Below are 14,120 nucleotides of genomic sequence, written 5' to 3'. Positions count from 1 at the left end.
TTTATGAAACGAATTGTATTTTCATGTTTTTTTGCATGTATTTGGACTATCTTTCTAACCGCATGCCAACAACCAAAGGAAGTAGACGTACTTATTATCGGAGGCGGTGCCAGTGGAACCGCAGCCGGTATACAAGCTGCACGATTAGGAGCCAATACGCTTATTGTTGAAGAATATGAATGGTTAGGCGGTGCTCTGACATCAGCAGGAGTAAGTTGTATTGATGGAAATTATCGGTTACCTTCCGGTATATTCGGAGAATTCCGTAATGAGCTTTCAAATTATTATGGAGGAACAGACAGCCTGCGTACTTCATGGGTATCGGCCGTAGCTGCCGAGCCCAGTGTTATGAATAAAATATTCAAGCAAATGGCAGAAAAGGAGAACCGGCTTGATTTATGGTATAACTCCACTGTTCAAAAAATCGAAAAAATGCCCAGAGGCTGGCGTGTTGTGATCGATAAAGGAGGAGAGTATCAACTATTGGAAGCAAAAGTATTGATAGATGGTACCGAATTAGGAGATGTTGCCAAAGCCTGTGGCGTTAAATACGACATAGGAATGGAAGCCAAGAGTTTATCCGGCGAAGATATTGGCCCGGAGGTATCGAACAATATTATTCAGGATCTCACATACGTTGCAATATTGAAAGATTATGGCAAAGACGTTACCATAGCCAAGCCCGAAGGCTACGATCCCTCGATATTCTATTGTACCTGCAAATACCCTAAATGTAAAAACCCCAAAAAGGGCAGTGTCTTGTGGGATAAAGACAGAATGATTACTTATGGTAAATTGCCGAATAATAAATACATGATCAACTGGCCTATCGAGGGTAACGATTATTATCTGAACATCATTGAAATGAAGCCTAAAGAACGCAAAGAAGCATTGCAAAAAGCAAAAAACTTCACTATGTGTTTCATTTATTATTTACAAAATGAATTAGGCTTTAATACATTAGGTCTTGCCGACGATGAATTTCCGACAGCAGACAAATTGCCATTTATTCCATACCATCGCGAATCAAGAAGAATACACGGACTCGTTCGCTTCAATGTCAATCACATGGCATCTCCATATGCGCAACCGGAAAAGTTATATCGTACGGCTATCGCAGTAGGAGACTATGCTGTTGACCATCACCATGCCCGATATCCCGAAGCAGACAAGCTCCCGGAACTACATTTCTACCCAGTTCCTTCTTACGGACTGCCATTAGGAGTTATCATTCCAAAAGATGTTGATCACTTGCTGGTTACAGAAAAGTCTATTTCTGTATCCAACCTGGTAAACGGAACAACCCGCCTGCAACCCATATTGGTACAGATAGGACAAGCGGCAGGTGCTTTGGCCGGACTGGCTGTAAGAGAAAAGAAAGATGTTTCAGAAGTATCAATACGTGAAGTTCAATCTGTATTACTCCGGGGAGGATGCTATCTGCTACCTTTCCTGGATTTACCCAAAACTGACAGGAACTTTGCCGCCTTGCAACGTATTGGAGCAACAGGTATCCTGAAAGGACGCGGTACAAACCGGGGGTGGTCTAACGAAACCTGGTTTGATGCAGATTCTGCATTAACTGCCGAAGCATTGCTTCCGGGATTGAAAGACTACTATCCCAACTTCAACCCCAAAATACAGAATAAGGAAATAACTGTTAAAGAAGCAATCCAATTGACTTATGATTTAATGGAATACAACAATAGCCCTGCATACGAAAAGAATCTGGATGATTTTATCAATAGTATTGCTCCACGCTGGGATTCGGCAAAACTTAGTAATTTTTCATTAGATAGAGCTATTACCCGCAAAGAGTTTGCTGTGTTGTTAAATTATTATGTAAATCCATTCGAAACCATTCCTATAGACATCAAAGGAAATATAATAAACAAATAACTTAATATTTTTTATCATGACAAATAGTAGAAGAGAATTTCTCAAACAGGTATCGGTTACAAGTGCTGTTCTTGCAACCGGCAGCCTTGCCTCATGCGCTGATAAGAGTAATTGTTCTAAAGACGGCAACAAACAATCTTCCGGCGAAAACATCGAAAGTACATTAATTGTCCCCAAAGCACAGGGTTTAAAGATAAGCGGAACATTTTTGGACGAAATATCACATGACATTCCTCATCAAAACTGGGGAGAAAAGGAATGGGATCAAGACTTTGCCTACATGAAAGCCATTGGTATTGATACCGTAATTGTTATCCGTTCAGGATATCGCAAATTCATCACCTACCCTTCCGAATATTTAATGAATAAATTCGGTTGTTACAAACCTTCAGTCGATTTGATTGACATGTACCTGAGACTGGCCGACAAATACAACATGAAGTTCTACTTCGGTTTGTACGATTCGGGTAAGTATTGGGATACAGGCGATCTTACCTGGGAAATAGAATCCAACAAATACGTTATTGAAGAAGTATGGAAAAAATACGGTCATTATAAGAGCTTCCAGGGTTGGTACCTCTGTCAGGAAATCAGCCGCGCTACCAAAGGTGCAAAAGATGCTTTCAGTAGCCTGGGCAAACAATGCAAGGAAGTATCCGGAGGATTACCTACTCTTATTTCACCTTGGATAGACGGTAAAAAAGCTGTTGATGCAGCCTCTGGTTCATTGAGTAAAGCGCAGGCAGTTTCTGTCGAGGAACACGAAAGAGAGTGGTCTGAGATCTTTGAAGCCATCAAAGGCAATGTTGATGCCTGCGCTTTCCAGGACGGACATATAGACTATGACGAACTGGATGCATTCTTTAGCGTCAACAAGAAAATGGCAGACAAATATGGTATCGAATGCTGGACAAATGCTGAATCATTTGACCGCGACATGCCTATCAAGTTTCTGCCAATTAAATTCGACAAGTTACGCATGAAGTTAGAAGCTGCAGCCCGTCAGAACTATGATAAGGCCATCACTTTCGAGTTCTCACATTTTATGAGCCCGCAGTCTGCATACCTTCAGGCAGGCCACTTGTACGACCGCTATAAGGAATACTTCAACATATAATAAAGAAAAGACTGTAATTTATGAACAACAACAATGTTAACATGGGATATGTAATATTCCTATCTCTCGTTGCTGCTTTAGGCGGATTCCTTTTCGGATATGACACAGCAGTTGTATCCGGAACCAATCAGCAAGTAGCTAAATTATTCGGGCTTGATGAGATGCAACTGGGCTGGTACGTAGGTTGCGCACTGGTCGGTTCGATCGGCGGTGTATCTGTTGCCGGTATTTTAGGTGATATGTTCGGGCGTAAACGCACAATGTTATTCTCCGCCATCCTTTTCTCGCTTTCTGCCATAGGCTGTGCAGTAAGTACGGATTTCACAATGCTTATTGTTTCCCGCATCTTTGTAGGTGTAGGTATCGGTATTGTTTCCATCATATCTCCGTTATATATATCAGAAGTAGCTGTTGCAAAATATCGCGGCAGCCTTGTATCACTTTACCAGTTCGGTGTAACAGTCGGTATGGTAGGAGCCTATCTGGTAAACCATCTTTTGCTGAACCTGGCCGAAAGCGGTATGGCAACAATAACCGATCCGGCATCCGTCTCTCTATTCGAAAAAGTATTCTATACCGAATCGTGGCGCGGCATGTTAGGAATGTGTGCCGTTCCTTCCGTTATATTCTTTATAGTGATATTCTTCATACCGGAAAGCCCGCGTTGGTTAATTCTAAAACGTCGCGACGACAGTGCACAGCATATTCTGCAACGTATCTATGGAAGTATCCAGGAAGCGGTAAGCCAGTTGGAAAGTACCCGCCAGATGGTAATAAGCGAGGATTCCTCAAAGTCAGGCCAATGGGCTTATCTTTTCAAGCCGGCTATCTTTAAGATGGTACTTATTGGTTCTGCCATTGCCATTCTGGGTCAGTTTATGGGTGTAAATGCCGTGCTATACTACGGTCCTACAATCTTTGAACAAAGCGGGCTTTCAGGCGGCGATTCATTATTTTACCAGGTACTTGTTGGTTTGGTTAACATGATTACTACTATCATTGCATTGTTTATCATCGACAAAGTAGGACGTAAGAAACTGGTATACTGGGGAGTTTCAGGTATGATTTTAGCATTATTGCTAATTGCATTCTACTTCCATAACGGTGAAGCAATGGGCATATCAAGTATATTCCTGTTGGTATCATTCATGTTCTACATTTTCTGTTGTGCAATCTCAATCTGTGCGGTAGTATTTGTTCTTCTATCAGAAATGTTCCCGATTCGCGTGCGTGGTCTTGCCATGTCTATTGCAGGATTCTCTTTATGGATCGGTACATACCTGATCGGACAGTTAACCCCGTGGATGCTGAAGAACCTGACTCCGGAAGGAACATTCCTATTGTTTGCCGCCATGTGTATTCCTTACATGTTTATCATGTGGAAACTGATTCCCGAAACAACCGGACGCTCATTGGAAGAAATTGAAAAAATGATTTCAGAGTAAAGACGCTTTTCCATAGGATCTTTGCTTTAAACTGATAAGCCGGAGTTTTTATAAAAAACTCCGGCTTTCTTTATATATTCTTTATAGCAAATCTACTTATTATCCTTATCTCTGATTTCTACCCTGCGTATCTTACCGCTGATTGTTTTAGGCAGTTCGTCTACAAATTCAACAACACGAGGATATTTATAAGGAGCGGTAACCTTTTTAACGTGTTCCTGAAGTTCCTTTACCAGAGCTTCGCCGGCTTTCGACTTATAATCTTTAGCCAATACAATTGTGGCTTTTACCACTTGTCCGCGTATTTCATCGGGTACACCGGTAATGGCGCACTCTACAACTGCCGGATGTGTCATCAACGCACTTTCCACTTCAAACGGGCCGATACGATAGCCGGAACTTTTAATCACATCATCGGCACGGCCAACAAACCACAGATATCCGTCTTCATCACGCCAGGCAACATCACCTGTGTAATATAACCCATCATGCCAAGCTTCATGCGTACGTTCTGCATCCCGATAATATTCTTTAAACAAACCAATAGGCTTACCATTAACTGTATGGATTACGATTTGTCCCTGTTCTCCGTCTTCTGCTTTTGTCCCGTCCGGGCGCAAAAGGTCTACATCATATTGAGGATTTGGAACCCCCATCGATCCTGGCTTTGGTTCCATCCATGGGAATGTAGCAACCGTCAGAGTCGTTTCCGTCTGGCCAAAACCTTCCATCAGCTTAATACCCGTAAGCTTATAAAATGTATCGTACACGGCAGGATTCAACGCTTCGCCGGCTATCGTACAATACTGCAGCGAAGAAAGATCATACTTGCTAATATCTTCACGTATAAGGAAACGGAAAATAGTAGGCGGGGCACACAATGAAGTAATACGGTAATCCTGAATCATCTGCAACATATCGGCCGGTGTAAACTTTTCATGGTCGTACACAAATACCGTAGCACCGGCAATCCATTGGCCATATAGTTTACCCCAAACTGCTTTTCCCCAACCGGTATCGGCAATCGTAAGGTGCAAACTGTCTTTATGCAGGTTGTGCCAAAAGCTACCCGTAACGATATGTCCCAAAGGATAAGTAAAGTCGTGAGCCACCATTTTCGGGTTGCCTGTTGTACCTGAAGTAAAATACATCAGCGAAATATCGTCATTACTATTCGCACGTGCCGGACGTACAAATGGAGCAGCATTTCTTATACCTTCATGAAAGTCATCAAAACTTCCCAGTTCAGGGCCTACAGAAACAACAGTCTTAATAGACGGTGAATCGGCAAGCGAATCTTTTATATGGGAAAGTATAGGCTCTTCTCCGGCACAAACTATCATCTTTATATCAGCCGCATTGGCACGATATACGATATCTTTCTTCGTCAATAAGTGAGTAGCAGGAATAACGACTGCCCCCAACTTATGCAATGCTATGATACTGAACCAAAATTCATATCTGCGTTTCAATATAAGCATCACCATATCTCCGTGCCCTATACCTAAAGACTGGAAATATGATGCTGTCTGGTCGGTATATTTTTTCAGATCGGCAAAAGTAAAATCAATATGCTCTCCGTGGTCATTCGTCCAACAAAGCGCTTTCTTATCCGGTTCTTCGGCAGCCCATGCATCTACTACATCATAGCCGAAATTAAAGTTCTCAGGCACTTTTATCCTGAAGTTTTTCTTAAAGTCCTCTTGCGACGTGAAAGTCGTTTGGTCTATGAATCTTTCTAACATATTCTCTTAATTGATAATCGAAGACAAGGATTCCGATTCCTTAGCTTCCCAAGTCTTAATTTATAAAATGATCGCCAAAAAACTTACTTTTTCTCCATCCAAAGCCTTCATTCCATGAGGCAACTCAGAGTTAAAGTAGATACTGTCTCCTTCTTCCAGTATCAATTCTTTATTATTTATCTGCAAAAGCATACGTCCGCTCAATACAAGATTATATTCCTGTCCTGGATGCGAGTTCAGATAAACAGGCTCTTCATCCGGCTTAGGATGAACAGTCACCAAAAAAGGATCGGCCTTTCGTCCGGCAAAACCAGCCGCCAGTGATTGGTATTTATAGGCTTTGGTACGCTCTACAGCTATACCTTTTCCTCTACGGGTAACAAAGTAAGCACTCATCTTCGGTTCGTCTCCAAACATTAGTGTAGTCAGCTCAACACCATAAGCCTGAGATATCTGATGGAGTACACTTACCGAAATATCCACCGTACCGCTTTCAAGCAAAAGATATTCATCCGTGGTGATGTTGCATACTCTGGCAAGTTCTTCAGGCGTAATCTCCAATGCATCACGCAACCCGGCCAGACGTTCTGCAATTTGTCGTATCTGCTCATTCATCTGATGTAGTTTTTTATTATGATTAAGATGCACCAAAGGTAAGAAGAAATACAGCACTTTCTAATAAAAAGTACAGGAATAAATAATCTTTTCAGCAAGGCAAAAATTAATTACTACCTAGGTAAAAATTAATTTTTACCTAGGTAGTAATTAATTTTGCCCCTGGTCAAAAGAATAAAAGTATAGTATCAAACGATTAAAAAGTCCGCAGAACAAAAATAAATCAAGGTAAGAAAATACTTCTCACTACAAATTGACCGTCTACAAAGAAATAAGGGCTTAGAAAGGCTGATTTGATTTCACGAAATATAGCCCTAAAGGTTGCTCAACTGATAAACTTTCCAGATCTTTGCTACATGAAAAGACAGATAATAGCATATGAGAACTACTACAAAGATTTTTTCAATACTCTCGATAAGGGAACACAAGAAAAGGTTCTGTATGGTTTGCTTATGCTAAAGACTCAAGACCGATTACCGGCCAAGTATGTAAAATCCATACGAGACGGTTTGTTTAAACTTAGAAAACCCAAAAAACACCTGATAAAGAAATAGATAAAGCATTAAAACTAAAGGAAGAATATTATGAGCGAAAAAGAACTAAAGATGTTTGATGTCGATGCACAATTAGACGTAGCATTTGGCAAAGAAGGAACTCCGGAGCGTAGAGCCGCTGAGGATAAGGCTCACGCTTTCTTTACAGGACAAATTATAGAGGAAGCCCGAAAGAAGGCCAACATGACACAGGCGGAACTTGCAGAGAGGATCGGGACAAATAAATCTTACATTTCCCGTGTTGAGACCGGCAGAACGGAACCGAAGGTATCTACCTTCTACCGTATCGCCTCAGCTTTGGGATTAACTGTTGAGTTGAACCCGGTCATGTAAGAAGTGCTAGAATGAACCGGGGCAAACTACAACTAAGTTGCGTTTGCCCCGCGTTAGGAATATATTCGGAAGCGATGAAAAACAAATTCCGGTTTGTTATTCGAATTTAATTACTTCAACCGGACACTCATCGGCAGCTTGCTTGATGCCTGCTTCAAAGTCGGCAAAAACAACACCTTCTCTTACTTCTGAGTGATCTGATACAGTAAATACTTCAGGGCAAACCGACTCGCAGTTGCCACAGGCTATACAGCCGTCTTCTATCCAAACTCTACTTATCGCCATAATTCTTTCCTTTAAGATGATTAACTTGTAATAATAACAATCCCATATACCGGAATGTTGCGACACTTTGTCAACACTTACCCATCCTTTAAAAATATTTTAACTATAATACTGTCTATTTTCTCATAATATTCCGTAAGTTTACAAACATATAACATTATGTATTTAACCTTATATAAAATCTGAATTACAATGGATAACGCAATTTTCAGCTTTCCGAAGCCAATTAACGAGCCAGTGAAAGCCTATGCTCCCGGTTCTGCCGAAAAGAAAGTATTAAAACAAACCCTCGCACAACTTAGTTCCGAAGAATGGGATATTCCCCTGGTGATAGGAGGAAAAGAAATCCGTACAGGAAATACCGGAAAAGTGGTCATGCCGCACGATCATCACCATGTACTGGCAACTTACCACAAAGCCGGCGAAAAAGAAGTGCAAATGGCAATTGACGCCGCCATGAAAGCACATAAAGACTGGTCGGAATTGCCTTGGGTGGAACGCGCATCCGTTATGCTTCGTGTTGCTGAATTGATTTCCACTAAATACCGCTATCTGGTAAATGCGTCCGTAATGTTAGGCCAGAGCAAAAACCCGATGCAGGCAGAAATTGATGCCCCTTGCGAACTAATTGATTTCCTGCGTTTCAGTACATTCTATGCAAGCCAGCTTTATGCTGATCAGCCTTATTCCGAGACCGGTATATTGAACCGGATGGAGTATCGCGCCCTCGAAGGTTTTGTATTCTCGCTTACGCCTTTCAACTTCACCTCTATAGCATCCAACTTAAACCTGGCTCCTGCCATGATGGGAAATGTTTGCGTATGGAAGCCATCTACCACCGCTATCCATTCCAATTACCTGTTGATGAAAATATTCCGGGAAGCAGGCTTACCCGATGGTGTTGTCAACTTTATCCCCGGCCAGGGAAGCGTAATCGGCAAGGTCGTTACAACCAGCCGTGATCTGGCAGGTTTCCATTTTACAGGTTCGACTTCCACCTTCAACACCCTTTGGAGACAGATGGGAGAAAACCTTGGCACCTATAAATCTTATCCGAAAATCGTAGGAGAAACAGGTGGAAAGAATTTCATATTCGTGCACCCATCCGCTCCTACAACTGATGTTGCAACAGCCATTGTACGCGGTGCATTCGAATATCAGGGACAAAAATGTTCTGCCGGCTCACGCGCTTATATACCGGCTTCACTCTGGAAAGAAATAAAAGAACAGGTAGGCGAAATGCTGAAAGAAATCAAGATGGGAGACGTACAAGACTTTTCCAACTTTATAAACGCAGTGATAGATGAAGCATCATTCGACAATATTATGAGCTACATCAACTACGCCAAGCAATCGCCCGACGCGGAAGTAATCTTCGGCGGACATGGAGACAAGTCAAAAGGTTACTTTGTGGAACCTACTGTTATCCAAACCACCGACCCTATGTTCAAATCAATGGTGGAAGAAATATTCGGCCCGGTTATTACGGTATACGTTTACGATGATGCCAAATATGAAGAAACACTCGAATTGTGCGACCGCACTTCTCCATATGCTTTAACAGGCTCTATCTTTGCCCGCGACCGTTATGCGATAGACGTTGCATTCAACAAACTCCGCTATGCCGCCGGTAACTTCTATATCAACGACAAGCCTACCGGTGCTGTTATTGCCCAACAGCCATTCGGAGGTTCAAGAGCTTCGGGAACGAACGACAAGGCAGGTGGTCCGTTGAACCTGATCCGATGGACAAATCCGCGGACTATCAAGGAAGCGCTTGTTCCACCAACAGACTATAAATATCCATTCTTGGGAGAAAAATAATTAATTCCGGACAACCTGATAAATCAACTTCACAAATCGAATACTATGTTGGATTTTAATAACACCGAGATTGCTTTCTCGGCTAAATCACAGGGCGAACTAAAGAATGCTTACCTTCTTTTTAACACCATAAAACATCCGTGGCTGGTAAAGTGCGCAAAGATAGGAAGCTCGATTGCCATCAAGATTCATTTTCCTTTGGCATGGGCTGTAAAGCCTACACTTTACAAGCAATTCGTAGGAGGCGAAACTTTGCAGGATTGTGCTGGGGTAATCAACCATTTAACGAAGTTCAACGTTAAATCGACGCTCGACTTCTCCGCCGAAGGCGAACAAACCCCTGAAGGCATCCGCGCCACGTTTGAAGAGACTTTAAGATCTATAGACTACGCAAAAGGAAATCCCAATCTGGCTTACGCCGTGTTTAAGCCTTCAACCATAACAACCGACGAACTACTTTGCAAAGCTTCCGAAAAACGCAGTGAGCTGACTATCGAAGAAGTAAAACAATTCAGGGAATTCCGCGAACGTTTCATGGCTCTTTGCCAACGCGCTTACGATAACGATGTCCGTATTCTTGTGGATGCCGAAGACTATTGCTTTCAGGACGCCATCGACGAATTGACAGACGATGCCATGCGCCGGTTCAACAAGAAACGCGCCATCGTCTTTGCCACATTGCAAATGTACCGTCATGACCGCATGCCGTACCTGCGCCGCATATACGATGACACAATAGAAAAAGGCTATATCGCAGGAGTCAAGTTTGTAAGAGGCGCCTACATGGAAGAAGAACGTGCCCGCGCCGCAGCATTGGGTTATCCCGATCCCATCTGCAAAGACAAACAGGCTACTGATGAAAACTATGATGCCGGAGTAGCTTTCGTAATGGATCATCTGGATCGTTTCGAAATGTTTATGGGAACCCACAACGAAGAAAGCAATTATAAGCTGGCTAAGCTGATGGATGAAAAAGGAATCCCGCACAACGACTCCAGAATCTTCTTTGCCCAATTGCTGGGAATGAGTGATAACATTTCATTCAACCTTGCCCACGAGGGATTTAATGTTACCAAATATGTTCCGTACGCTCCCGTTCGGGATGTACTTCCTTATCTGATACGACGGGCAGAAGAAAACACATCCGTAGCGGGGCAAACAAGCCGCGAGCTTCGTATGCTAAAACACGAAATGCAGCGTCGTACACAAACAAGAAAATAAATGAGGTTGTGTCCACCGGACGCAGATAACGCAGAACACACAGAAAAACGCAGACTGATTTTATTAATAATCAATAGGGTCTGCGTTTCTCTGTGCTCCGTCTGCGTTCCTTAATTCCGATTTTTGACACACCTTCAAACTCATTCAAATACCAAAATGTTAATTCTACAGCCATATTGACTTCCTTTTCGATTATAGTATCTATATTTGTAAACTAAAGTATCACAAATATGGCATATCAGTTTACAAGAATAGCAATCAAAATCGGAAGCAACGTACTCACGCGCAAAGACGGATCGCTGGATGTCACCCGTATGTCAGCACTAGCAGATCAGGTTGCAGAGCTTCATCAGCATGGTGTAGAAGTAATCCTAATATCATCCGGAGCCGTAGCTTCGGGACGAAGCGAAGTGAAGCCAAACAAAAAGCTGGATCACGTATCTGCCCGCCAACTTTACTCTGCCGTAGGCCAGGCAAAATTAATAAACCGGTACTTCGAACTGTTCCGCGAACACAAAATAGCTTGCGGACAAGTATTGACCACCAAGGAGAACTTTGGTAGCCGTACGCACTATCTCAACCAGAAGCACTGCATGGAAGTAATGTTGGAAAACAAAGTAATTCCCATTGTAAACGAAAACGATACCATCTCCGTTACGGAACTGATGTTTACCGACAACGACGAACTGTCCGGCCTCATCGCCACCATGATGGGCATGGATGCACTCATCATATTAAGTAATATAGACGGTATATACAACGGCAACCCGCAAGACCCGGCATCCGAGGTAATCCGGACAATAGACAACGGCAGACAGGACTTGTCCGAATATGTACAAACAAGCAAATCTTCATTCGGACGCGGCGGTATGTTAACCAAATGCAATATCGCCCGCAAGGTAGCCGACGAAGGCATCACCGTTATCATTGCCAACGGCAAGAAAAACAATATCCTGCTGGAATTATTGGCTAAAGGAAGCGATACGGTTTGCACACGCTTTCTTCCTTCGCCCAAACCCGTAAGCAGCGTAAAGAAATGGATCGCCCATTCCGAAGGCTTTGCCAAAGGAGAAATCCATATCAACAAAGGTGCCGAGGAAGCACTTCTCGACCCGAAGGCAACCAGTATCCTGTTGGTTGGCGTAACACATATAAAAGGAGAATTTGAAAAAGACGACATCGTAAAAATAATCAACGAAGAAGGTATACAATTAGGCGTAGGCTGTGCCGGCTATGATAGCAAGGAAGCTACCCGGCTTATCGGGCACCGCGATTTGAAACCGCTGATACATTACGATTATTTATATTTAGACCAGGCATAAAAGTATGAGTATAATAAAGACATTGGAACAAGCAGTAAACGGATCGCGTTCATTACTGACGTTAAGTGATAACAAGATCAACCGGATTTTGCAAGACACGGCACAAGAATTATTAAACTGCCAGTCATACGTATTGGCAGAGAATGCCAAAGATCTGTCGCGAATGGATCCGGCCAATCCGAAATACGACCGGCTGAAACTCACCCCCGATCGACTGGAAGGAATTGCCGGAGATATGCGTAACGTAGCCACCCTGTCCACCCCGCTGGGCAAAACACTGGATGAAGCAACCCGTCCCAACGGAATGGTGATACGGAAAATAACCGTGCCTTTCGGCGTAATAGGCGTAATTTATGAAGCCCGGCCGAATGTTACTTTCGATGTGTTTTCGCTCTGCTTCAAAAGCGGTAATACCTGTGTATTGAAAGGAGGATCGGATGCAGACTGTTCAAACAGAGCTTTAGTCGGGATTATACACCGCGTACTTGAGCGCCATACTATAAATCCGGCAGTCTGTACACTGCTTCCCCCTGGCAGGGAATCGACAGCCGAACTATTAAATGCAATCGGGCTGGTAGATTTGATCATTCCGCGCGGAAGCAGTTCGCTTATCAACTTTGTACGTGATAATGCCCGTGTTCCGGTAATTGAAACCGGTGCAGGAATCTGTCATACTTATTTCGATAAAGACGGAGATAAAGAGAAAGGCCAGGCCATTGTGAACAATGCAAAGACACGTCGCGTAAGTGTGTGCAACGCATTAGACTGCCTCATTATCCACCACGACCGCCTGTCCGATCTACCCTACATTTGCAGCAAGCTGCAAAACAGCCGGGTGATAATTTATGCCGACAAACCTGCCTATGCCGCACTCTGCAACCAATACCCGTCCGAATTACTCCGGCCTGCCGCCCCCGACAGTTTCGGAACAGAATTTCTGGACTACAAAATGAGCATCCGCACCGTAAACACGTTTGACGAAGCCTTGCAACATATCTCACGCTACAGTTCGAAGCACAGCGAAAGCATTGTCAGCGAATCAGGCGAAGCCATCCGCAAATTCCAGCAAATGGTAGACGCCGCCTGTGTGTATGCAAACGTATCTACAGCCTTTACCGACGGTGCACAATTCGGCTTCGGTGCCGAAATAGGTATCAGCACACAAAAGCTGCATGCCCGGGGTCCAATGGCATTGCCCGAACTCACTACATACAAATACATAATCGAAGGAGAAGGACAAGTAAGAGAATAACGTTCCAATTCGTTCATTATAGATACCAAATCGTTCGTATCTCCAGCCAGGCCCAGGATAGAAAAAAGAGTGTTTCTACAGATGAACAGAACGCGATGAGCCGTTTTTATTCACGCACTTCCTTCTTCCGGCAGTTCAAAGAGATCACAGGCAAAAGCCCGAGACTGTATTCCGTAAACAAGCGCAGATTTACGCAGATATTTTTCCTTACCGCACAAGAAATCCCTATCTTTGCCCCCGCAACATCTCATAAACAAGATGAAATACATTCCTTGTATAAGACATATATCTGCGGAACATACATGTTCCGCAGTCCTTCTTCATGAAGAAGGAAATTTTGCAAAAAAAACGTAACCTTTCCTCCACCCACCTTTTTCACGTAAAAAACAATCAAAACATAGCAGGCTGCCCTTGCAGCCTGCCGAAAACGTGTGTCCGTACCACACGGAAAACCTCCGTATACCTACAAAAGTATCACCGACGCACCGGCGGAGCCTCCGTACACCTA

The 14,120-nt window shown here is 43.3% G+C and carries 11 protein-coding genes and 1 pseudogene; 9 read left to right on the top strand and 3 right to left on the bottom strand.

The window, feature by feature from the left end; all coding sequences use genetic code 11:
- Positions 1-3: 3 nt before the first annotated feature.
- Genes C4S38_RS12810 through C4S38_RS12800 form a run of 3 tightly spaced genes read left to right on the top strand, consistent with a single transcriptional unit; the run spans position 4 to position 4,461 of the window.
- Positions 4-1,899 carry an FAD-dependent oxidoreductase gene (locus tag C4S38_RS12810; RefSeq protein WP_103984038.1) on the top strand — a complete coding sequence of 632 codons (1,896 nt, stop codon included), beginning with the start codon at positions 4-6 and terminating at the stop codon, positions 1,897-1,899.
- A 13-nt stretch (positions 1,900-1,912) separates the two neighbouring features.
- Entirely contained in the window at positions 1,913-3,016 is a 1,104-nt protein-coding gene (locus C4S38_RS12805) for a DUF4434 domain-containing protein (protein ID WP_099463462.1), read from the top strand.
- A 20-nt stretch (positions 3,017-3,036) separates the two neighbouring features.
- Positions 3,037-4,461, top strand: a complete 1,425-nt coding sequence (locus tag C4S38_RS12800; protein ID WP_103984037.1) for a sugar porter family MFS transporter — start codon at positions 3,037-3,039, stop codon at positions 4,459-4,461.
- 92 nt (positions 4,462-4,553) lie between these two features.
- Here C4S38_RS12800 and C4S38_RS12795 read toward each other — a convergent pair whose 3' ends face one another.
- A complete protein-coding gene (locus C4S38_RS12795) occupies positions 4,554-6,206 on the bottom strand; it encodes an AMP-binding protein (protein ID WP_099463464.1) in 1,653 nt (550 codons plus the stop codon).
- A 60-nt stretch (positions 6,207-6,266) separates the two neighbouring features.
- Positions 6,267-6,821 (bottom strand): helix-turn-helix domain-containing protein, encoded by a 555-nt coding sequence (locus tag C4S38_RS12790; protein WP_103984036.1) that lies wholly within the window; start codon positions 6,819-6,821, stop codon positions 6,267-6,269.
- A gap of 356 nt (positions 6,822-7,177) precedes the next feature.
- Here C4S38_RS12790 and C4S38_RS16100 point away from each other — a divergent pair.
- Together C4S38_RS16100 and C4S38_RS12780 are read left to right on the top strand one after the other, a co-directional pair.
- Positions 7,178-7,434: pseudogene (locus C4S38_RS16100) on the top strand (type II toxin-antitoxin system RelE/ParE family toxin).
- Positions 7,406-7,708 (top strand): helix-turn-helix domain-containing protein, encoded by a 303-nt coding sequence (locus C4S38_RS12780; protein WP_103984035.1) that lies wholly within the window; start codon positions 7,406-7,408, stop codon positions 7,706-7,708. Before C4S38_RS16100 ends, C4S38_RS12780 begins: the two are co-directional and overlap by 29 nt.
- Before the next feature lie 96 nt (positions 7,709-7,804).
- Here the strand turns inward: C4S38_RS12780 and C4S38_RS12775 are convergent, their stop codons facing one another.
- A complete protein-coding gene (locus C4S38_RS12775) occupies positions 7,805-7,993 on the bottom strand; it encodes a ferredoxin (protein WP_099463468.1) in 189 nt (62 codons plus the stop codon).
- A 192-nt stretch (positions 7,994-8,185) separates the two neighbouring features.
- Here C4S38_RS12775 and pruA point away from each other — a divergent pair, with 192 nt between their 5' ends.
- The 4 genes from pruA to C4S38_RS12755 all read left to right on the top strand — a co-directional run bounded on the left by pruA (position 8,186) and on the right by C4S38_RS12755 (position 13,612).
- Positions 8,186-9,817, top strand: a complete 1,632-nt coding sequence (gene pruA, locus C4S38_RS12770; RefSeq protein WP_103984034.1) for an L-glutamate gamma-semialdehyde dehydrogenase — start codon at positions 8,186-8,188, stop codon at positions 9,815-9,817.
- Between the two features lie 45 nt (positions 9,818-9,862).
- Positions 9,863-11,038, top strand: a complete 1,176-nt coding sequence (locus tag C4S38_RS12765; protein ID WP_103984033.1) for a proline dehydrogenase family protein — start codon at positions 9,863-9,865, stop codon at positions 11,036-11,038.
- 230 nt (positions 11,039-11,268) lie between these two features.
- Entirely contained in the window at positions 11,269-12,360 is a 1,092-nt protein-coding gene (gene proB / locus C4S38_RS12760; RefSeq protein ID WP_103984032.1) for a glutamate 5-kinase, read from the top strand.
- 4 nt (positions 12,361-12,364) lie between these two features.
- Positions 12,365-13,612: a glutamate-5-semialdehyde dehydrogenase gene (locus tag C4S38_RS12755; protein WP_103984031.1), complete on the top strand. Its 1,248-nt coding sequence runs from the start codon at positions 12,365-12,367 to the stop codon at positions 13,610-13,612.
- Positions 13,613-14,120 lie beyond the last annotated feature (508 nt).

It is taken from the genome of Parabacteroides chinchillae (assembly GCF_900108035.1).
Taxonomy (GTDB): domain Bacteria; phylum Bacteroidota; class Bacteroidia; order Bacteroidales; family Tannerellaceae; genus Parabacteroides; species Parabacteroides chinchillae.
Note: the sequence above shows the minus strand (reverse complement) of the source record. Positions and strands in the feature narration are given on the sequence as shown.

Coding starts and splice junctions, on each gene's coding strand:
- C4S38_RS12810 (WP_103984038.1), top strand. CDS start 4: ATGAAACGAATTGTATTTTCATGTTTTTTTGCATGTATTTGGACTATC.
- C4S38_RS12800 (WP_103984037.1), top strand. CDS start 3,037: ATGAACAACAACAATGTTAACATGGGATATGTAATATTCCTATCTCTC.
- C4S38_RS12795 (WP_099463464.1), bottom strand. CDS start 6,206: ATGTTAGAAAGATTCATAGACCAAACGACTTTCACGTCGCAAGAGGAC.
- C4S38_RS12790 (WP_103984036.1), bottom strand. CDS start 6,821: ATGAATGAGCAGATACGACAAATTGCAGAACGTCTGGCCGGGTTGCGT.
- C4S38_RS12780 (WP_103984035.1), top strand. CDS start 7,406: ATGAGCGAAAAAGAACTAAAGATGTTTGATGTCGATGCACAATTAGAC.
- C4S38_RS12775 (WP_099463468.1), bottom strand. CDS start 7,993: ATGGCGATAAGTAGAGTTTGGATAGAAGACGGCTGTATAGCCTGTGGC.
- pruA (WP_103984034.1), top strand. CDS start 8,186: ATGGATAACGCAATTTTCAGCTTTCCGAAGCCAATTAACGAGCCAGTG.
- C4S38_RS12765 (WP_103984033.1), top strand. CDS start 9,863: ATGTTGGATTTTAATAACACCGAGATTGCTTTCTCGGCTAAATCACAG.
- proB (WP_103984032.1), top strand. CDS start 11,269: ATGGCATATCAGTTTACAAGAATAGCAATCAAAATCGGAAGCAACGTA.
- C4S38_RS12755 (WP_103984031.1), top strand. CDS start 12,365: ATGAGTATAATAAAGACATTGGAACAAGCAGTAAACGGATCGCGTTCA.